The organism is Apilactobacillus ozensis DSM 23829 = JCM 17196, from assembly GCF_001435995.1.
GTDB classification, from domain to species: Bacteria; Bacillota; Bacilli; order Lactobacillales; family Lactobacillaceae; genus Apilactobacillus; species Apilactobacillus ozensis.
Map to the genome: position 1 here is coordinate 1,651 of NZ_AYYQ01000018.1, position 18,195 is coordinate 19,845.

Genomic DNA, 18,195 nt, shown 5'->3' on the forward strand with positions numbered 1-18,195 from the left:
TTTATTATAATATTATCGCGGGATAGAGCAGTCCGGTAGCTCGTCGGGCTCATAACCCGGAGGTCGTTGGTTCAAATCCAGCTCCCGCAATTGAAACAAGTTTGGTCCGTTGGTCTAGCTGGTTAGGACGCCTGCCTGTCACGCAGGAGATCACGAGTTCGAGTCTCGTACGGACCGTCTACTTAAAAAGAGAAATATCTTTTGATATTTCTCTTTTTTGCTTTATAATTGTCTCGAGAGGTGATTGTTATTTATTTAAAAGTTTTAGGTTACTATGGTGGATATCCATATAATGATGTTGGAACAAGTTCTTATTTACTAACTAGTAACAACTATAATCTGATGATTGACTGCGGCAGTGGAGACTTAATTAGTTTGGAAAACAATATTGATCCTCTTATGCTAGACTCAGTTTTAATATCTCATTATCATCATGATCACATGGCAGATATTGGTGTATTACAGTATTATTGGCAATTACATAATAAAAGACCAAACAAAAGTATTTTACCCATATACGGAAATGATACTGATTTGAATATGGTTAAATCATTTAATTGGCCTAATTCTACAGTTGGAAAATCTTATAATGCCGGAAGCGTTCTAAACCTAGGGCCTTTTGAGATTATTTTTAAAGAAGTTCACCATCCAGTTCCTTCATTTGCTATGCGCATTTTAGAAAAAAGTACCAATAAAGTATTAGTTTATACATCTGATACTTATTATTTTGACGAGTTAGTTGATTTCTCTAAAAATTCAGATTTATTAATTACAGATACCAATTTTTATGGTGATAAAAAAGGTAAAAAATGGCATATGACTTCTGAAGAATCAGGCTTATTGGCTAAGAATTCTAATTCTAAAAAATTGTTGTTGAGTCATTTACCACAATATGGTGATTTAAATATTTTATTAAATGAAGCTAAAGAAAAATCATCTAATGACGTTGAGGTTTTGCTTGCTAAATTAAACTTATCAATTGAAATATAAGGAACTTTATAGTTTACCAATTAACTCTAATGTTATATCATGGTTTTACACCAATTAATACGAAGTGAGGTGTTTTTTATGGAAATGGAAAGAATAAATGAAGACACCATCCGAGTTTTGATAAATAATAGTGATTTAGATGAACGCGGAATAACTGTTTTAGATTTATTAGGTAACCGAAAACAAATTGAAGGTTTCTTTTATAGCATTTTAGAAGAAGTTGATTCTGAACATCAATTTCAACAAGATGGTTCTGTTACTTTTCAAGTTTTGCCAAATAAAAACGGTTTAGAATTATTTATAAGCAAAGGTGAACATATAGATCAGGATGATTCTTTTAGTAATTCAACTACTATAGACAATAATGATATAAAAAATGCTGATAATTATAGTTTAAATAATAATGATGACGCTTATACTAGAAATTTCATTATTAAATTTAATTCTTTTGAAGATTTTATAAGTTTATCTAAAGTACTAAGAATAGAAAATGGTGCTTCTAATCTTTACTTTTATAAAAGTAAATACTTCTTAGAGCTTACATTTTTTGTCAACGTAGGTGGAACCGATGAAGAAAGCATTAAAGACAGTTTAGCTATTGCCTATGAATATGGCAACAAGTTTGATAAAAATTCTAGATTTTTCGACGAGCATGGTAAGCGTATTATGGATACGGGAGCTTTAGAATTAGCTAGATATTATTTTAAATAGAAAGATAGCGGAATTTTTCGCTATCTTTTTTCGTATATTATTAAAAAAGGTGACTGTCGGATGCTAACAGCGAATGATGAAAATAACCATAAAGTTTTTGCATCAAGAAAATTAAATTCTCAAAGGTATTTTTGTACATCCTGTGGGAATCCAGTTTTCATAAAATTAGGTAATTTTAAATGTGCTCATTTTGCTCATTTTTCAAATTATAATTGTAATATTAACAATGAAAGTGAAACTAATGAACATATAATTGGAAAATTAGCAATATCTAAATTTTTACATAAAAATAACGTTTTCATTGAAAAGTATCTACCAAGTATTAAGCAAAGACCAGATATTATGTTTGATGACAATGTAGTAGAATTTCAATGTAGCAGTATAAATATTAAACGTCTTAATGAAAGAAATGATGGTTATTCAAAATTAAAAATAAAATATTTTTGGATTTTAGGAAGTAAATATTATCAGAATAAATTTAATCAATCGATTAAAAAGTTTTATACATACTCAATAAAGTTGGGGTTTTATATACTTTTTTGGGATTTTAAATCTTCTGAGCTAATAGTTAATTACCAAATTTCAATGATAGATGGCAAAATTATTTTCAAGGAACAGAGATTTAGTGACTGGAATTCATTTTTAGTTTTCAAAAGTAAAATGAATTTTGGTCAGTTTATTATAAGAAATTCTTTAATTTATAGTATTAAAAAAATAGAAAAAGACCTATTTTATAAAAATAAATTACTACAAAATGTTCAAAATACATGTTATCAAAATGATTTCAACTTGCTAACATGTCCGTTGCTTTTTCATTTTCCTAGACGAACTATTCCTTTATATAAAATCAATCCCATTTTTTTAAGAATATATATTTTTAATATTTTAAATAACAATAGTGAAGATTATGTATTTAATTATGTAATAAGTAATTTCATCAATCTAACTCTAGTGTCTCCTGATATTGTGGCTAGATTTATTAAAAACGATATAAATGAATATATGAATAGGTTGATTAAAGGAAAATATATAACTAAAATTAACGACATTTATCATATAAATCGTGTTCCTAAAGATTTTTTAACCTTTAATGATAAAATAAATAAAGTCTACAAACTAAACTTGTAGACTTTATTTATTTTATTATATGCAATTTACAAAATTTACCATATTTTTGGGTATTAAAGATTCTTTCTTTACAACAAGTTTTAAATAAAATAGAGTAATTTATGTTTTTTAGCATAATTCCATCACTATTTATTTTGCTGCAATCGAATAAAACGGCTGAATCAGGACTAGTAACATTCATCTGATTAGCCAATAACTGGTCTTTTTTTAACTCTCTTTTAGCTAATTTAGAAACTCGATCTTCTCTAAACATTTCCAAATCTAATTTGGCTTTTTCTGCAATTGAAAAAATTAATTCTTCAGAATATTGTTTATTATTGAATAATAATTCTTCTTGTAAATACATTAAGAAATTTCGTCCACGTTTCATTCCTTGAAACAGTGCTGCTTTATAATCTAAGATTATTCTATAATATAATTTTTGTACTTTGTTTATAGTTACATTTTCATTCTTAAGTTCCATTTTTTTAAGAGTTTTGTTTATAATTCTTAAGTTAAGCATAGGTATAAATTGAAATTTAAATTTATAATCTAGGTCGTTAGAAATGTTTGTAACAATGTTTTCAGCTTTCATACATTTTTTACATAACGGATCGACAAATAAAAATAATTCAAACATTTAACCCCTCCTAACTAAATTAATTATCGTAAAACTCATATAAAAGCATACCAAATTTGTAACTAAATACAATAAATTTGCTTAAAGAAATATAATAATTATTGACATTTATGTGAACATGTAATTTATTGAGGGTATGTAAAGTATGGTAAAATTAAATAGTAAATACGGTCTATGGTGGTGAAAAATATGGAAGAATGGGATGCTTTTTTGTTTCCTTATCAACAGGCTGTTAGTGAATTAAAAATTAAACTACGTGGCATAAAAAAAGAATTTGAAAGAAATAGGCAAACTGCACCAATTGAATTTGTTACAGGAAGAGTGAAGCCGGTTTCTAGCATTAAAGAAAAAATGGTTAGACGCTATATTTCTGAGGACAGATTAGCTCAAGATATGGAAGACATAGCTGGGTTGAGAATTATTTGTCCTTTTGTCGATGATATATATAAGGTAGTTGACATATTAAGAAAAAGGGGCGATTTAAATATTTTAGAAGAACGAGACTATGTTCATAATGCTAAAAACAGTGGTTATCGATCTTATCACATTGTTTTTGAATATGGAATTGATTTGTACAATGGTGAGAAAAGTATTCTAGCTGAAATTCAAATTAGAACTTTGGCAATGAATTTTTGGGCAACTGTTGAACATTCTTTAGGATATAAGCATAAGGGGGAATTCCCTGATGACCTAAAGAAAAGATTACAAATAGCGGCTACTAAAACTTTTAAGTTGGATGAGGACATGTTAAAAATAAAAGATGAGCTGGAGTACATTAATAGTAGTGATTCAAACATTAAGGATGATGAATAATGAAAGTAGCAATTTATAGCAATGACGGTAAAACATCTAATAAGGTTGCTAACCAATTAAGAAATAAAATATCTAATTCTAGCCTATTAGAATATGATGGTCTTAATCCTGAAATAGTCATATCAGTGGGTGGAGATGGAACGTTACTTTCTGCCTTTCATCATTACAACGATTCTGTAAATAATATTAGATTTGTTGGTATTCATACAGGACATTTAGGCTTTTATACAGATTGGCGTGACTATGAAGTTTCTAAGTTAATCGATAGTTTAGAACATGACAATGGGCAAAGTGTGAGCTATCCTTTATTGTCTATAAAAATAGAGTATACCGATGATGGCCCTGACGATAATTTAGTAGCTTTGAATGAATCTACTTTAAAACAGATTAATGGAACCATGGTTACAGACGTTTACATCAAAGGTGAGTTTTTTGAGAAATTTAGAGGGGATGGATTATGTATTTCGACTCCAACTGGTTCAACAGCTTATAATAAATCAGTCGGCGGAGCTATCATTAATCCACAATTAAATGCTATTCAGGTTTCTGAAATGGCGTCAATTAATAACCGAGTTTTTAGAACTTTAGGCTCGCCGATTATTATTCCACCCGATGAATGGATTACAATAGTGCCAGATAATCCTATGTATAATATATTGACTTGTGATCAATTATTTATCAAAAATCGTTTAATAAAATCAATATCTTATAGCATTTCCGATAGTAGAATTTATTTTGCACAGTATCGCCATACTCATTTTTGGAAAAGAGTAAGTAACTCGTTTATTGGAGTTCATAATAATGACTGAGTTTAATTGGACTATGCAAGATAATCAACCAATGAAACTAAGAACGTTGCTTATGCAACATGGAGTTACTAGAACACTCTTCAAGGCAATTAAATTTCATGGTGGAAAAACTATAGTTAATAACAAGGAAAGGTATGCTAATTTTGTAATAAAAAAAGATGACAAGATAAAATTAGTATTACCGCCAGAACCGTCAAATGATTATGTGAAACCTTCATATAAGCAAGTTAACATTATTTACGAGGATGAACATTTCTTAGTAATAAATAAACCAGCTGGATTAGCATCAGTTCCATCTCGAATTTATAGTGAAGATAGTCTAGTTAATCGTGTTAAAGGATATTATTTAAAAAAGCAATATGCTAATCAAAAAGTTCATATTGTTACTAGATTAGATAAAGATACTAGTGGGCTGGTTTTATTTGCTAAACATCATCTGGCTCACTCGGTACTTGATAAGCAGTTAAAAGATCATAAATTAAGTAAAACGTATATGGCTTTAGCTAGCGGTAAAATTCATCACAAACACTGTCAAATTAATCTACCTATTGGAAGGTTACAGGATTCATTTGTTAAAAGAACAGTTAGAGACGACGGCAAGATGTCTAAAACTGAGTTTTGGGTATTAAAAGTTAGTAGAAATGCTACCTTAGTAAAGGTAAGACTACTGACTGGTAGGACGCATCAAATACGTGTTCATTTTAGTTATATCGGTCATCCATTACTAGGTGATTGGTTATATAATCCTAAAGATAAAAGTATGAGCAGACAGGCTTTACACTGCTATAATTTAAGGTTTTATAGTCCTTTTGACAAAAAGAATATCAACTGTCATGCTGACTTACCAGATGATATAAATAGCTTGATTTAAGGAGTAATTATGAAAAAAATTGAGATAGCTAAAAAGTTTCTTAACTCTAGTTTAGAAATGTTTAGATGTCCCATATGTCATGATAACTTTATAAAAGTGAGTGACAATGGAATAGTATGTTTTAATAATCATAATTTAGATTTATCTAAAAAAGGTAGTTTGTATTTTATTAATCATAAAGTTAACTCTGAATATGATAAAAAGATGCTTTTATCTAGGAGAAATATAATAAATTTTGGCCTTTTTAATGGAATTATTAATGAAATATCAAATAAAATTCCTAATAGTTCTCAATCTATTTTAGATATTGGATGTGGTGAGGGAACACCATTGAATTATTTATTGAATAAACGTAATAATATTGATAAAGGGATAGGCTTTGATATTTCTAAGCCAGGAATTAATTTGGCTACCGATTATAATGACTTAAATGCTTTTTATTGTGTTGCTGATTTAACTCAGTTGCCTTTTTTAGATGATTCTTTTGATGTAATAGTGGATTTATTTTCACCTTCCGCATATTCTGAATTCAATCGAGTTATTAGAAAAAATGGCCATTTAATAAAAGTCATTCCTAACGCTAACTATTTAATTGAGTTGAGACATTTACTTTATGGCGAGCATAAAGATCGTAGTAGTTATGATAATCACAAAGTTTTAGATTTATATATGAAAAATTATCCAAATTCAGAAGTAAGCAACGTAAAGTATACTTTAGAACTTCCAGATGAACTAAAAAAAGATTTAGTTTTAATGACACCCATGCATTGGGGGAAAGAAGTTAACAAAGATTTAAATATGGATAAATTAAGTCAAATAACAGTAGATGTTTGTGTGTTAGATACAAAATTTTAATTAAAGGAGTTTTATATAAAATGACTAATCATATTGTTTTATTTGAACCACTAATGCCAGCTAACACTGGGAATATTGCTAGAACATGTGCAGGTACTGATACAGTGCTAGATTTGATTAAGCCTCTCGGTTTTTCAGTAGACGATAAGCATTTAAAAAGAGCAGGGCTAGACTATTGGGATAAAGTGAATATCAATTATCATGAAAGCTTACCTGAATTCATGAAAACTTTAGATAACAACTCACGTCTGCTTTTAGTTTCAAAATTTGCCGAAAAAGATTATACCAGTGTTAATTACAATAACGAAGAGCTGGATTATTATTTTATGTTTGGTAAGGAAACAACTGGGTTACCTGAACAATTTATGCGAGACAACTCTGAAAAAGCAATTAGAATTCCACAAGACGATACGCATATAAGAGCTTTAAATCTTTCTAATACTTGTGCAATTGTTATATATGAAGCTTTAAGGCAACAAAACTTTCCTAATCTTGAAAAGTCACATAAGTATGAATATGATAAATTGAAATAAAGAGGTTTTAGTTTGACAAAAAGACAGTCTAAAAAAAGAAGAAAGAATAAAAGAAAGTTAATTAGCAGTGACTATAACTTAAATATAATTGGTGCTTTTATAATTCTGGTATCTATTTTTGGTGTTTTTCATCTAGGATTAATTGGAAACTTATCTATACTTATTTTTAGAGCTTTATTTGGCAATCTATTTCTTTTAGGTCTTTTAATTTCTACTTTTGTGGGGATTAAATTATTATTACAGGGCAGTAGTTTTACTTTTAACTATAAAAAAACAATAGGATGTTTTTTAATTACTATCGGTTTATTGTTACTATGTTCAGTTTTTACTTTTATAAAAACTCCAAATGTTAATTTTATTTTATATGTGGTTAATGCAATAAAGAATGACTTCGTAGCTTCTACAGTTAATGTTAGTGTTGGTGGAGGCATTACTGGTGCACTTCTATTAAGCATATTTAATATTTTAGGTTCAATGATTGGTTCAGCTATTATTGCTTTGATAATTATTGCTATTGGATTTATGTTTATCTTTAATCTAGGGATTAATGATATTTCTAATATATTAAATGATTATATTAATAAATTAAAAAACAAGTATAAGAGTTTAAATATTAAATTTTTAAATAAAAATAGAGTTTCCCCACGTCATCAAAAAAGCCCTACTAAATACTTATCTAAAAACGATGAAAGAAGTAATGATAAAAAAGAAAGTCCTTTAGAACCTTCAATTCACCGTTCAATTAAAGATGAAAAAGTTCAAAAGTCATCTGAAGACGATGATATTAAAAACGTTGAAGCCAAAGAAACTAATGATAATGAGCCTTCCAATAATGATGGAGAATATGTACTGCCGGATTCTAGTTTGTTAACACAAATTCCAACTGGAAACCAAGATAACGAATATAAAGCTATCGGTGAAAATACTAAAATACTTCAAAAAACTTTAGAGAGTTTTGGAGTAGAAGCTGATATAAAAAACGTAAATTTAGGCCCTTCAGTAACTGAATACGAACTTCATCCAGCCATTGGAGTTAAAGTTAGTAAAATTGTTAACTTAGCTGATGATTTAGCATTAGCGTTAGCTGCAAAAGATATTCGAATTGAAGCTCCCATTCCTGGGAAGTCGTTAATTGGAATTGAAGTGCCAAATAAAGAAGTGTCTATGGTTTCTTTCAGGGATGTTATAGAGTCGCAAAATAATCCTAAGCATAATTTATTGCAGGTTCCTTTGGGACGCGATGTTAATGGAAATGTTATATCTAGTAACTTAACTAAGCTTCCACATCTCCTAATTGCTGGTTCTACTGGTAGTGGTAAGTCGGTTGCGGTTAATAGTATAATTACCAGTATATTAATGAATGCATCGCCCAAACAAGTTAAGTTTATGTTGATAGACCCCAAAAAAGTGGAATTAGGGGTGTACAATGGCATTCCACATTTATTATCACCTGTCGTTTCTGAACCTAAAAAAGCTGCCCGTTCGTTACACAAAGTAGTTAATGAAATGGAAAATAGGTACGAAATATTTGCTAAACATAATCAAAGAAAAATAAGTAATTATAATGATTATGTAGATAGTTTAAACTATGAAGATGGTGGCAGTCGACCTAAATTACCTTATATTGTCGTAGTGATTGATGAGTTAGCTGATTTAATGATGACAGTATCTAATGACGTAGAAAGTGCAATTATTAGATTGGCACAAATGGGACGAGCCGCTGGAATCCATATGATTATAGCTACCCAACGTCCTTCAGTCGATGTTATTACTGGACTTATTAAATCCAATGTACCCTCAAGAATTGCTTTTGCAGTTTCTAGTGGAATTGACTCGCGAACGATTTTAGATTCTAACGGAGCTGAAAAGCTGTTAGGTCGTGGTGATATGTTGTATCTTCCTATTGACAAAAATAAACCTATTCGTGTTCAGGGTGCTTTTATACCTGATACGGATGTAGAAAATGTTGTTGACTTTGTAAAGCAACAACAATCACCTGAGTATGATAATTCAATGGTTGTTTCAGATGAGGAATTAAAAAAAGAACAACAAAATGAAGAACAAGACGACTTATTTGTCGATGCTTTAAAGTTTGTTGTAAAACAACAAAAGGCTAGTACATCACTATTACAACGTCAATTTAGAATAGGATACAATCGTGCTGCTAGAATCATTGACGATATGGAACAAAGAGGATATATAGGACCACAAGAAGGAAGCAAGCCTCGGGAAGTTTACAAGCAAATGGATAATTAAAAAGCTGGGGAATTTCCCCAGCTTTTATTTTTAATTGTTCATAAGTGATATAAGAGAACCTAATATTAGGCCACCGACCATTAAAATAATCATTATCCACACAAAAATCATAGTAACCTTTTGAAAACCGGTCTTTTTCTTTTTAGACATTTTTACACCACTTTCTTAAAAATATATTATTATTAAGTTTACATTTGATGTTATGAGTTTGCAAATAAATTAGGGAGATTATTATATGTTATTAGAACTATTTAAATTATTGCTTTTCCAAATATTATTTTTATTTATATTTTCAGTTATTTTTAATCTTATAAAAAAAATTTTGAAATTTAATTGGATTGGTAATGTTAAGGTAAATCAATTTTTTATGCCAATCATGTTTATATATATTCGTCAAATAAGTTTAAATAAGCATGGATATTCATTACTTCCATACGTAATCATGATTTGGACCATTTGCTTAATTTTTATTACTAGTTTGCTCTTAATCAAGAAGGGGAACATAGGATATGGAAAATTATGTTTTCTTTTGTTGAAATTTAGTTCTTTATATAGCTTTGTTGCCTGGATTTTAATTGTTTTATTTTCAGTAGTTAGATGGATTTAATAAAAATAAAACACGAACATTGTTTTTAGTTTTATTTATATTTTATTTTTGCTCTAAAAAAGCTTTAATACTATAGTATAAACTATTGTATAGTGGTAAAATCATACCTATAAGCCTTATTGGGTCATGAAAAAGTTCGTTTTTTGTTACATAATATAATTATTAAATTTAAAGGGTGAAAATAAGTGGTAAATTTTGATCATACGACAGTTTTACTAAAAGAAGCAATCAATCAATTAGATGTAAAAGAAAACGGAAAATATGTTGACTGCACTTTAGGTGGTGGTGGACATAGTCAAGAAATATTAAAACAATTGTCTAATGGACATCTTTATTCTTTTGATCAAGATGATACTGCTATTAAGTATAATCAAAAGCATCTAGAAAAATTTATAAAAAATTACATGGTTACTTTTGTACATGATAATTTTAGAAATCTTTCTAAGGCATTAAATACCCTAAATGTAACTAAAGTAGACGGAATTGTTTATGATTTAGGCGTTTCATCACCACAATTTGATGATGGTGAACGTGGGTTTAGTTATCGATATGATGCTAGATTAGATATGCGTATGGATAGAAGGCAAGGTTTGGATGCTTGGACTGTTGTAAATCAGTGGCCATATGAAAAGTTAGTAAAAATATTTTTTAGATATGGTGAAGAAAAGTTTGCCAAACCAATTGCTAGAAAAATTGAAAAAATAAGATCAAGTAAGGCTATTGATACTACAGAAGAATTAGTAGAAATCATAAAAAGTAGTATTCCAGCAGCAGCAAGAAGACATGGTGGTCATCCAGCAAAGAAAGTATTTCAAGCTTTAAGAATAGCTGTTAACGATGAGTTAGGTGCATTAGAAGATTCTTTAGAACAGGCACTAGATTTGTTAGATGTTGGTGGAAGAATTAGTGTAATTACGTTTCAGTCGTTAGAAGATCGCTTAGTTAAAAATATTTTCAAAGAGAAATCAACAATCAAAGATTTACCACACAACTTACCTATCATTCCTCCTGAAATGCAGCCTCATTTTCAGTTGGTAAATAGAAAACCTATATTACCTAGCTCAGACGAGTTAAAAAACAATCATAGAGCTCACAGTGCTAAACTACGTGTGATTGAGAAAATTAAATAGAAAGAAGTATTTATATGGCTCAAAATAATTTGGCAAGTAGCAATCAAGAAGAAGTCTACTTTTCTAGGGAACCAAAACGCAATAGACAACAAAACTATAATAGTAATATTAATGTATTTAGCCTTAAATTTTCTAAATTTGAAAAGGTTAGTTTAATATTGGGTTTGTTTTTAGTGTTTTCCTTAATGATTATTTTGGTTTCATCTAAGGTTAGCTTGGGTGATGCTTCTAATAACTTACACGAAACTGTTAGTAATCTTAATAAAACTCATAGTGATAATAATAATTTAAAACAACAAGTTGGTGAACTACAAAACAGTAATCGTCTTCAAAAGATTGCTAATAAAAGCGGTTTATCATTATCTAACGACAATGTAAGGAATGTAGTTAAATGAATAACAACGAAAAAATGAATAGCTTTAATAAACGCCAAACAAACCGTAGTATCTTCGGTAGATGCTTATTTTTATTTTGTATAGGCGTTTTTTTATTGATAGCGTTAAGGTTTACTTATATAGCCATTTTTAAAAAAGTGAATAACGTTAATTTAAGTGAACAGGCGAAAGAACTTTACACAAAGACTAATGTTATAAGAGCTAAGCGAGGGACAATTTATGACTCTGGTGGCCAGCCTTTAGCTGAAGATTCCAACACGTATAATATATATATACAATTATATAAAAGCGAAAATCAAAAAGATTCAAATGGTCGCCCATTGTACGTGACCGATAAATCTAAAGTAGCTCAAGCTTTATCTAAAACATTGCCAATATCTTATAAAAAGGTTATGAAAATAATTTCTAATAAAAAAGCTTTTCAAGTAGAAATTGGTTCGGCTGGTAAAAATATATCTGTAACAACTAAGAATAAAATTGACAAATATAATGTTACGGGAATACATTTTGAACAACAACAATCTAGACTTTATCCGAATGGAATTTTTGCTTCTCACATCATTGGTTATGCTAGTGGAAACGGAAACGGTGACTTAGTGGGCCAAATGGGAATTGAAAAACAATTTAATAAATTGTTAACTGGGAAAAATGGTTTAGTTCATATTCAAAAAGATTATAATGGTGTTCAATTACCAAATACCAAATCCAAAGGCGTTAAAGCTAAAAATGGTAACAATATTTATACTACTTTAGATTACAGACTTCAATCTTTACTAGAAACCGAAATGTCTAATGTTAATTCTGAAGTACATCCATCTACTATGAACGCTATTTTGATGAATGCTAAAACTGGAGACATTTTAGCAGCATCGCAAAGACCTACTTTTAACGCTACTAACATGGAAGGTATTGGAGACATTTGGAGAAATACTTTGTGGCAAGATTCTTATGAACCTGGTTCTACTATGAAGATATTTACCATGGCATCTTCAATTAATAGTGGAAATTATAATGGAAATGATACTTATTTATCGGGTAGATATGCTATTGATGGAAAAATAGTTCCGGATTGGAATACCAATGGTTGGGGTAGAATTACTTATGACAAAGGATTTGCTTTGTCTAGTAACGTGGCGATGGCTCATTTAGAACAGCAAATGGGTTCCAAAACATGGTCTGAATATATTAATAAATTTAAATTTTTAAGAACTACTAATTCAGGATTCGATGGAGAACAATCAGGAAGTATGCAATTTAAATATCCTATTGAACAAGCTAATACTGCTTTTGGCCAGGGAATTCAGGTTACCGCTCTTCAAATGATTCAAGCCCTATCTTCAATTGCAAATAATGGTTATATGTTAAAACCTAGGTTTATATCAAAAATTGATAATCCTAATAACGATAAGGTAATTAAGCAGTATAATAAGCAGGTTGTTGGACATCCTATATCTGCTAAAACCGCTAAAAAAGTTATAAAGCACATGGAAGATGTTGTTTATAAACCATATGGAATAGGTTCTGATTACAAAATACCAGGTTATAAAATTGCTGCTAAAACAGGGACTGCACAAGTCAGTGATGGGCGTAGTGGTTATGCGTCTGGAGACGACAGCTATCTATACTCAGTTGCTGGAATTGCTCCAGCTAATAATCCTAAGTATATTTTATACATTACAATGAAACAGCCTCGTTTAACTGGAACTAAAACTCCGACTCAATTAATGGCTCAAATATTTAACCCAGTTATGAAATTAGCCTTGGAAGAGGATGTAAATGCGAATAATTCTTCTGATGGTAAAATTCCGGATGTTTCAAACATGGATTTAGAAAAAGCTAAGAACATTTTAACTACTAATGATTATAAATATGCAGTGCTGGGAAATGGGAATGAAGTTATTGATCAGTCAATTTCGGCAGGTCAAATCATTTCAAAGGCCCGCAAAGTTATTTTAATGACTGATGGTGTTAAAACCATGAATAATTTAAAACATTGGTCTAAATATGATGTATATACTTATTGTCATATGGCAGGAATTAAATTGAATGCTGTTGGTGATGGATATGCTTATAAGCAAAGCTTAAGTCCAGGTGAATTATTAACTAGTGGTAAAAAAGTTACAGTTAAATTTAAATAATATAAGATAGGATGATTTTTATGTACAGTGCATTAGGTTCACTGTTAATTAGTTTTATACTTACTTTTATTTTCATGCCTTCATTAATAAAATATTTTATAAGTAAACATGAAGGCCAAATGATTAGAGAAGAAGGACCAAAATGGCATGAAAAAAAATCTGGTACTCCAACTATGGGAGGATTACTATTTATCATTGCCATTACAATATCTAGTTTAATTGTTTCGTTATTTAATAAAACGCTAAATGCAACAATAATTGTTTTAATATTCATCCTAATTTTGTATGGATTGCTAGGTATGTGGGATGACAGTATTAAATTATTTAGAAGACAAAATGAAGGCTTAAAAGCCTGGCAAAAGTTTTTGGGACAGGTTGTGGGTGCCTTAATTTTCACGTTTGTTTATGCACAACACTTTCCAATGTCTATTGGAATTCCGTTCATTGGCGATTGGCATTTGGGAGCTTTTTATATAATATTTATAGTTTTTTGGCTAACCGGTTTTTCTAATGCTGTTAACTTAGCAGATGGATTAGATGGGTTAGTTAGTGGATTAAGTATTATTGCCTTTTTAGCATATGCAATCATTGCGTGTGCACAAGGTCAGACCGATGTAATGATTTTTTGTATATCAGTAGTAGGAGCCTTGATTGCTTTTCTATTCTATAACCATAAACCAGCTAAAATATTTATGGGCGATATGGGTTCTTTAGCATTAGGTGGAGCACTTGCAGCTGTTTCTATTTTATTGCATCATGAACTCTCATTAATATGGATAGGACTTGTATTTGTTTTAGAAACTTTAAGTGTCATTATTCAAGTAGCTAGTTTTAAATTAACCGGTAAAAGAGTATTTTTAATGTCCCCAATCCATCATCATTTTGAAATGTTGGGGTGGAGTGAATGGAAAGTAGACTTCGCATTTTGGGGTGTTGGATTATTAACTGCGATAACAGGTGTGTTATTAATTATTTAATTAGATGAAGGTGTATGCATATGATTAGCATAAAAAATGTTTATGCAAATAAAAAAGTTTTAGTTTTAGGTGCGGGTAAAAGTGGTACTAACGCAGCTAAATTACTTATTAAAATGGGTGCAAAGGTTACTTTGAACGATAGAAAGAATAAAAGTGAAGTACCTGAGTACGATAGTTTAGTAGCTGATAATGTCAATGTAATTTTAGGAAAACAAGATGCTTCTATTTTGGATGATGATTTTGACTTAATGGTTAAAAATCCTGGGATACCTTACGATAATCCAGTGGTTGAAAAAGCTGAACAAATGGACATTCCTATTATTGTTGAAGTGCAATTAGCTAGTGAAATAACTGATGCAGAATTGATAGGTGTCACGGGAAGTAACGGTAAGACTACGACTACTACTATGATAAATAAAATGTTAAATGCAAATCGTACTTCTGGTAAGTCTTATGTAGCTGGTAATATTGGAGTTCCTGCTACCCAAGTAGCTGCTAACGCTGGTAGCAAAGATTCAATTGTTATGGAATTATCTAGCTTTATGCTTTTAGGAATTACTTCTTTGCATCCACACATTGCAGTGCTAACTAATATTTTTTCTAATCACCTAGATTATCATAAAACTAGAGAAAATTATGTTAATGCTAAAATGAACATTACTAAGAATCAAGACGAAAATGATTATTTTGTTGTTAACTTTGATACAGCTGAATGGCGTGATTTAAGTAAACGTAGTAAAGCACAGGTTGTTCCTTTTTCTAGAAAGGGGAATTCTAAATTAGGTGCATATGTACAAAATGATAAGATTTATTTTAAATCTGAATATGTTATGGATGTTAAAGACATTAAGCTACCGGGTGAACAAAACGTTGAAAATGCATTAGCAGCAATTGCAGTAGCTAAAATTAAAGGCGTTGATAATAATTCTATTAAATCAGTGTTAAGCAAATTTAATGGGGTAAGACATCGTGTGCAATATGTTTTAGAAGCTGATGGACGTAAAATTTATAATGATTCTAAAGCTACTGATATTGAAGCAACTCAAATGGCACTGAATGGATTTGATGAACCAATTGTTTTACTAGCTGGTGGTCTGGATAGAGGATATAAATTTGATAAATTAGTTCCTAATTTATCTAAAAATGTTAAAGCCGTTGTTTTATTTGGAGAAACTAAGCATTTACTTAAGGATGCTGCTGAAAAAGCAGGCGTTGAAAATATTAAATTGGTTGACAATATAGATCAGGCGGTTCCTATAGCTTATAAATTTAGTGAACCAGGTGATGTAATACTTTTATCGCCGGCCAATGCTAGTTGGGATCAATTTAATACTTTTGAAGAACGTGGTGATCGATTTATTCATGATATTAAAAAAATTACTGGTGTAAAAGAGGTTAAACAATGAGAATGATAATTTCTGGTGGAGGTACTGGTGGACACATATATCCAGCCTTAGCCTTAATTGAAGATTTATTGAAACAAGAGCCTCAATCTGAAGTTTTGTATATTGGTTCAACTAGAGGTTTGGAAAAAGAAATTGTTCCTAAAAAAGGAATACCATTCAAAGCTCTTAAGATTCAAGGATTTAAAAGGTCTCTTTCATTATATAATTTTGAAACAGTTGCTTTATTTTTGAAGAGTGTACATAACTCAAAAAAAATAATAAAGGATTTTAAACCTGATGTCGTTATTGGTACAGGTGGATATGTATCAGGTGCAGTTGTTTATGCCGCTTCTAAAATGCATGTGCCAACAATGATACATGAACAAAACAGTGTAGTTGGATTAACTAATCGTTTTTTAAGTAAACATGTTGATAAAATTGCTGTTGGATTCAAGGATGCAATCAAACAATTTCCAGCTAACAAGACCTTTTTTGCAGGAAATCCACGTGCTCAACAAGTTGCAAACATTCAAAGTGATTTTAAATGGAGCAGTTATGGTCTTGATGACAACAAACCTACCTTGTTAATATTTGGTGGTAGTCAGGGTGCTCTAAAAATTAATCAAGTTACTGCAGAAGCAATTAAACATTTTAATGGTTGTGATTATCAAGTTGTTTTTGTAACTGGTCAAAAGAGATATGACTCCATTATGAATTATATAGATAACAACAAAATTAACGTAGGAAATAATGTAATAATAAAAGACTATATTTCGAATATGCCTGAAATTTTACCTAAAGTAGATGCGATTATTGGACGTGCTGGAGCAACTAGTTTAGCTGAAATTACGGCTCTTGGGATTCCTTCTATATTAATACCAAGTCCATATGTGACAGCTGATCACCAAACTAAGAACGCTCTTAGCTTAGTTAAAAATGGAGCTGCTTTAATAATCACTGAAAATGATTTAAATGTTAAAAGATTAACTGAAAATGCTGATCAAATTATGAATAATAAAAATGAAAGAATGTTGATGAAAGAGAATTCATACAACATGGGGTGTAGAAATTCAGCTGACTTAGTTTTAGATATGGCTCGCTCAATTTTAAAATAGAGGTTTTTGTTAATGAAGTTAAATAAATTTCTTTTAAATAATATTTTTAAATCTCATTCTACAAAAGATAAAAAAAAGAGAGTATTACCTTTAGACAACTCAAGAAAAAAAAGCACATTAAAAAAATTTTTAGTATTCTTTGTGCCATTATTTTTAGTTTTACTAATATCTCTTTATTTTATTTCGCCTTTAAGCAAGATAAATTCTATATCTGTTGTAGGAAATAATATTGTTTCTAAAAGCTATATAAAAAATAAAGCTAATGTGCATGTTGGAGATTCTGTTTTTAAAGTCATCGGAAAAAACAAACTATTAAATGAAAAATTAACTAAAAACAACTCACAAATAAAACATGCTAATTTTAAAATGAATGGTATAAATAATGTGAAAATATATATTGAGCAATACAAAGTAATTGGCTATAATTCTGACAAAAACAACAGAGCCTATCCTATACTTGAAAGCGGCAAAGTTTTAAGTTCATCGGTAGACAATCCAAATACTGATAAACTTCCTTATTTAGTTAATTTTACAAATAATGAACAAAGAAAATATGTTGTAAAAGCGATGAATAATTTGCCATCATATATAAAAAATAACATTAGAGTTATATCATTCAATCCTACCAGTATATTTCCTGATGGTTTGCGTTTATATATGCGTGATGGAAATAAAGTTTATGTATTAATTAGTAACTTTAAGAGTAAAATGCCTTATTATCACTCGATTGCTTCCAAATTAAAATCTAAAAGTGTTATAAAATTAGAAGTAGGGGCTTACTCTTATCCACAAAGTAATAGGTAAGTTTTAGATTTTATTAAACTATAAAATCTTTTTACATACATATTATTATGATAGAATTA

The 18,195-nt window shown here is 29.8% G+C and carries 19 protein-coding genes and 2 tRNA genes; 19 read left to right on the top strand and 2 right to left on the bottom strand.

What is annotated here, in order from left to right; genetic code table 11:
- Positions 1 to 16 precede the first annotated feature (16 nt).
- From FD06_RS02655 to FD06_RS02675, 5 genes are all read left to right on the top strand, one after another.
- Positions 17 to 90 (top strand) — tRNA-Met (locus FD06_RS02655).
- Between the two features lie 13 nt (positions 91 to 103).
- Positions 104 to 177, top strand: a tRNA-Asp gene (locus FD06_RS02660).
- A gap of 72 nt (positions 178 to 249) precedes the next feature.
- Complete coding sequence (locus FD06_RS02665; protein ID WP_056966023.1) at positions 250 to 990, top strand: MBL fold metallo-hydrolase; 741 nt, start codon at positions 250 to 252, stop codon at positions 988 to 990.
- A 78-nt stretch (positions 991 to 1,068) separates the two neighbouring features.
- Positions 1,069 to 1,701, top strand: a complete 633-nt coding sequence (locus FD06_RS02670; RefSeq protein ID WP_054658283.1) for an adaptor protein MecA — start codon at positions 1,069 to 1,071, stop codon at positions 1,699 to 1,701.
- A 60-nt stretch (positions 1,702 to 1,761) separates the two neighbouring features.
- On the top strand, positions 1,762 to 2,829 hold the full coding sequence (locus tag FD06_RS02675; RefSeq protein ID WP_056965900.1) for a competence protein CoiA: 1,068 nt from the start codon (positions 1,762 to 1,764) through the stop codon (positions 2,827 to 2,829).
- Between the two features lie 7 nt (positions 2,830 to 2,836).
- Here the strand turns inward: FD06_RS02675 and FD06_RS02680 are convergent, their stop codons facing one another.
- Positions 2,837 to 3,448: a DsbA family protein gene (locus FD06_RS02680; protein ID WP_056965902.1), complete on the bottom strand. Its 612-nt coding sequence runs from the start codon at positions 3,446 to 3,448 to the stop codon at positions 2,837 to 2,839.
- Positions 3,449 to 3,637: 189 nt separating this feature from the next.
- Here FD06_RS02680 and FD06_RS02685 point away from each other — a divergent pair, with 189 nt between their 5' ends.
- The 6 genes from FD06_RS02685 to FD06_RS02710 are packed head-to-tail and all read left to right on the top strand — an operon-like array spanning position 3,638 to position 9,585.
- Positions 3,638 to 4,261 carry a GTP pyrophosphokinase gene (locus FD06_RS02685; RefSeq protein WP_056965904.1) on the top strand — a complete coding sequence of 208 codons (624 nt, stop codon included), beginning with the start codon at positions 3,638 to 3,640 and terminating at the stop codon, positions 4,259 to 4,261.
- Entirely contained in the window at positions 4,261 to 5,070 is an 810-nt protein-coding gene (locus tag FD06_RS02690; RefSeq protein WP_056965905.1) for an NAD kinase, read from the top strand. The genes FD06_RS02685 and FD06_RS02690 overlap by 1 nt, the downstream gene beginning before the upstream one ends.
- Entirely contained in the window at positions 5,063 to 5,941 is an 879-nt protein-coding gene (locus FD06_RS02695) for an RluA family pseudouridine synthase (protein WP_054658276.1), read from the top strand. The genes FD06_RS02690 and FD06_RS02695 overlap by 8 nt, the downstream gene beginning before the upstream one ends.
- 9 nt (positions 5,942 to 5,950) lie before the next feature.
- The gene (locus FD06_RS02700) at positions 5,951 to 6,796 is read left to right on the top strand and encodes a methyltransferase domain-containing protein (RefSeq protein ID WP_056965907.1); all 846 of its coding nucleotides are present in this window, start codon (positions 5,951 to 5,953) and stop codon (positions 6,794 to 6,796) included.
- 20 nt (positions 6,797 to 6,816) lie between these two features.
- A complete protein-coding gene (locus tag FD06_RS02705; protein ID WP_054658285.1) occupies positions 6,817 to 7,329 on the top strand; it encodes a tRNA (cytidine(34)-2'-O)-methyltransferase in 513 nt (170 codons plus the stop codon).
- A gap of 12 nt (positions 7,330 to 7,341) precedes the next feature.
- Positions 7,342 to 9,585: a DNA translocase FtsK gene (locus tag FD06_RS02710; RefSeq protein WP_056965909.1), complete on the top strand. Its 2,244-nt coding sequence runs from the start codon at positions 7,342 to 7,344 to the stop codon at positions 9,583 to 9,585.
- Positions 9,586 to 9,615: 30 nt separating this feature from the next.
- On the opposite strand, the gene FD06_RS07505 is transcribed toward FD06_RS02710, so the two are convergent.
- Positions 9,616 to 9,735 (bottom strand): DUF4044 domain-containing protein, encoded by a 120-nt coding sequence (locus tag FD06_RS07505; protein WP_082605268.1) that lies wholly within the window; start codon positions 9,733 to 9,735, stop codon positions 9,616 to 9,618.
- A gap of 85 nt (positions 9,736 to 9,820) precedes the next feature.
- On the opposite strand from FD06_RS07505, the gene FD06_RS02715 reads away from it, so the two are divergent.
- From FD06_RS02715 to FD06_RS02750, 8 genes are all read left to right on the top strand, one after another.
- Positions 9,821 to 10,192, top strand: a complete 372-nt coding sequence (locus FD06_RS02715; RefSeq protein WP_054658274.1) for a DUF3397 family protein — start codon at positions 9,821 to 9,823, stop codon at positions 10,190 to 10,192.
- Between the two features lie 185 nt (positions 10,193 to 10,377).
- Positions 10,378 to 11,322: a 16S rRNA (cytosine(1402)-N(4))-methyltransferase RsmH gene (gene rsmH, locus FD06_RS02720; protein WP_056965912.1), complete on the top strand. Its 945-nt coding sequence runs from the start codon at positions 10,378 to 10,380 to the stop codon at positions 11,320 to 11,322.
- Between the two features lie 14 nt (positions 11,323 to 11,336).
- On the top strand, positions 11,337 to 11,717 hold the full coding sequence (gene ftsL / locus FD06_RS02725; RefSeq protein WP_054658272.1) for a cell division protein FtsL: 381 nt from the start codon (positions 11,337 to 11,339) through the stop codon (positions 11,715 to 11,717).
- On the top strand, positions 11,714 to 13,855 hold the full coding sequence (locus FD06_RS02730) for a penicillin-binding transpeptidase domain-containing protein (RefSeq protein WP_056965914.1): 2,142 nt from the start codon (positions 11,714 to 11,716) through the stop codon (positions 13,853 to 13,855). Before ftsL ends, FD06_RS02730 begins: the two co-directional genes overlap by 4 nt.
- A gap of 20 nt (positions 13,856 to 13,875) precedes the next feature.
- Complete coding sequence (gene mraY, locus FD06_RS02735) at positions 13,876 to 14,832, top strand: phospho-N-acetylmuramoyl-pentapeptide-transferase (protein ID WP_156403085.1); 957 nt, start codon at positions 13,876 to 13,878, stop codon at positions 14,830 to 14,832.
- Between the two features lie 14 nt (positions 14,833 to 14,846).
- On the top strand, positions 14,847 to 16,238 hold the full coding sequence (murD, locus tag FD06_RS02740) for a UDP-N-acetylmuramoyl-L-alanine--D-glutamate ligase (protein ID WP_056965918.1): 1,392 nt from the start codon (positions 14,847 to 14,849) through the stop codon (positions 16,236 to 16,238).
- Complete coding sequence (murG, locus tag FD06_RS02745; protein ID WP_056965920.1) at positions 16,235 to 17,332, top strand: undecaprenyldiphospho-muramoylpentapeptide beta-N-acetylglucosaminyltransferase; 1,098 nt, start codon at positions 16,235 to 16,237, stop codon at positions 17,330 to 17,332. The genes murD and murG overlap by 4 nt, the downstream gene beginning before the upstream one ends.
- A 12-nt stretch (positions 17,333 to 17,344) precedes the next feature.
- On the top strand, positions 17,345 to 18,136 hold the full coding sequence (locus tag FD06_RS02750) for a cell division protein FtsQ/DivIB (RefSeq protein ID WP_056965922.1): 792 nt from the start codon (positions 17,345 to 17,347) through the stop codon (positions 18,134 to 18,136).
- Positions 18,137 to 18,195 lie beyond the last annotated feature (59 nt).

Excerpts from the sequence above, each read along its gene's own strand:
- FD06_RS02670 (WP_054658283.1), top strand. The coding sequence starts at position 1,069 with ATGGAAATGGAAAGAATAAATGAAGACACCATCCGAGTTTTGATAAAT.
- FD06_RS02675 (WP_056965900.1), top strand. The coding sequence starts at position 1,762 with ATGCTAACAGCGAATGATGAAAATAACCATAAAGTTTTTGCATCAAGA.
- FD06_RS02680 (WP_056965902.1), bottom strand. The coding sequence starts at position 3,448 with ATGTTTGAATTATTTTTATTTGTCGATCCGTTATGTAAAAAATGTATG.
- FD06_RS02685 (WP_056965904.1), top strand. The coding sequence starts at position 3,638 with ATGGAAGAATGGGATGCTTTTTTGTTTCCTTATCAACAGGCTGTTAGT.
- FD06_RS02690 (WP_056965905.1), top strand. The coding sequence starts at position 4,261 with ATGAAAGTAGCAATTTATAGCAATGACGGTAAAACATCTAATAAGGTT.
- FD06_RS02695 (WP_054658276.1), top strand. The coding sequence starts at position 5,063 with ATGACTGAGTTTAATTGGACTATGCAAGATAATCAACCAATGAAACTA.
- FD06_RS02700 (WP_056965907.1), top strand. The coding sequence starts at position 5,951 with ATGAAAAAAATTGAGATAGCTAAAAAGTTTCTTAACTCTAGTTTAGAA.
- FD06_RS02705 (WP_054658285.1), top strand. The coding sequence starts at position 6,817 with ATGACTAATCATATTGTTTTATTTGAACCACTAATGCCAGCTAACACT.
- FD06_RS07505 (WP_082605268.1), bottom strand. The coding sequence starts at position 9,735 with ATGTCTAAAAAGAAAAAGACCGGTTTTCAAAAGGTTACTATGATTTTT.
- FD06_RS02715 (WP_054658274.1), top strand. The coding sequence starts at position 9,821 with ATGTTATTAGAACTATTTAAATTATTGCTTTTCCAAATATTATTTTTA.
- ftsL (WP_054658272.1), top strand. The coding sequence starts at position 11,337 with ATGGCTCAAAATAATTTGGCAAGTAGCAATCAAGAAGAAGTCTACTTT.
- FD06_RS02730 (WP_056965914.1), top strand. The coding sequence starts at position 11,714 with ATGAATAACAACGAAAAAATGAATAGCTTTAATAAACGCCAAACAAAC.
- mraY (WP_156403085.1), top strand. The coding sequence starts at position 13,876 with ATGTACAGTGCATTAGGTTCACTGTTAATTAGTTTTATACTTACTTTT.
- murD (WP_056965918.1), top strand. The coding sequence starts at position 14,847 with ATGCATATGATTAGCATAAAAAATGTTTATGCAAATAAAAAAGTTTTA.
- murG (WP_056965920.1), top strand. The coding sequence starts at position 16,235 with ATGAGAATGATAATTTCTGGTGGAGGTACTGGTGGACACATATATCCA.
- FD06_RS02750 (WP_056965922.1), top strand. The coding sequence starts at position 17,345 with ATGAAGTTAAATAAATTTCTTTTAAATAATATTTTTAAATCTCATTCT.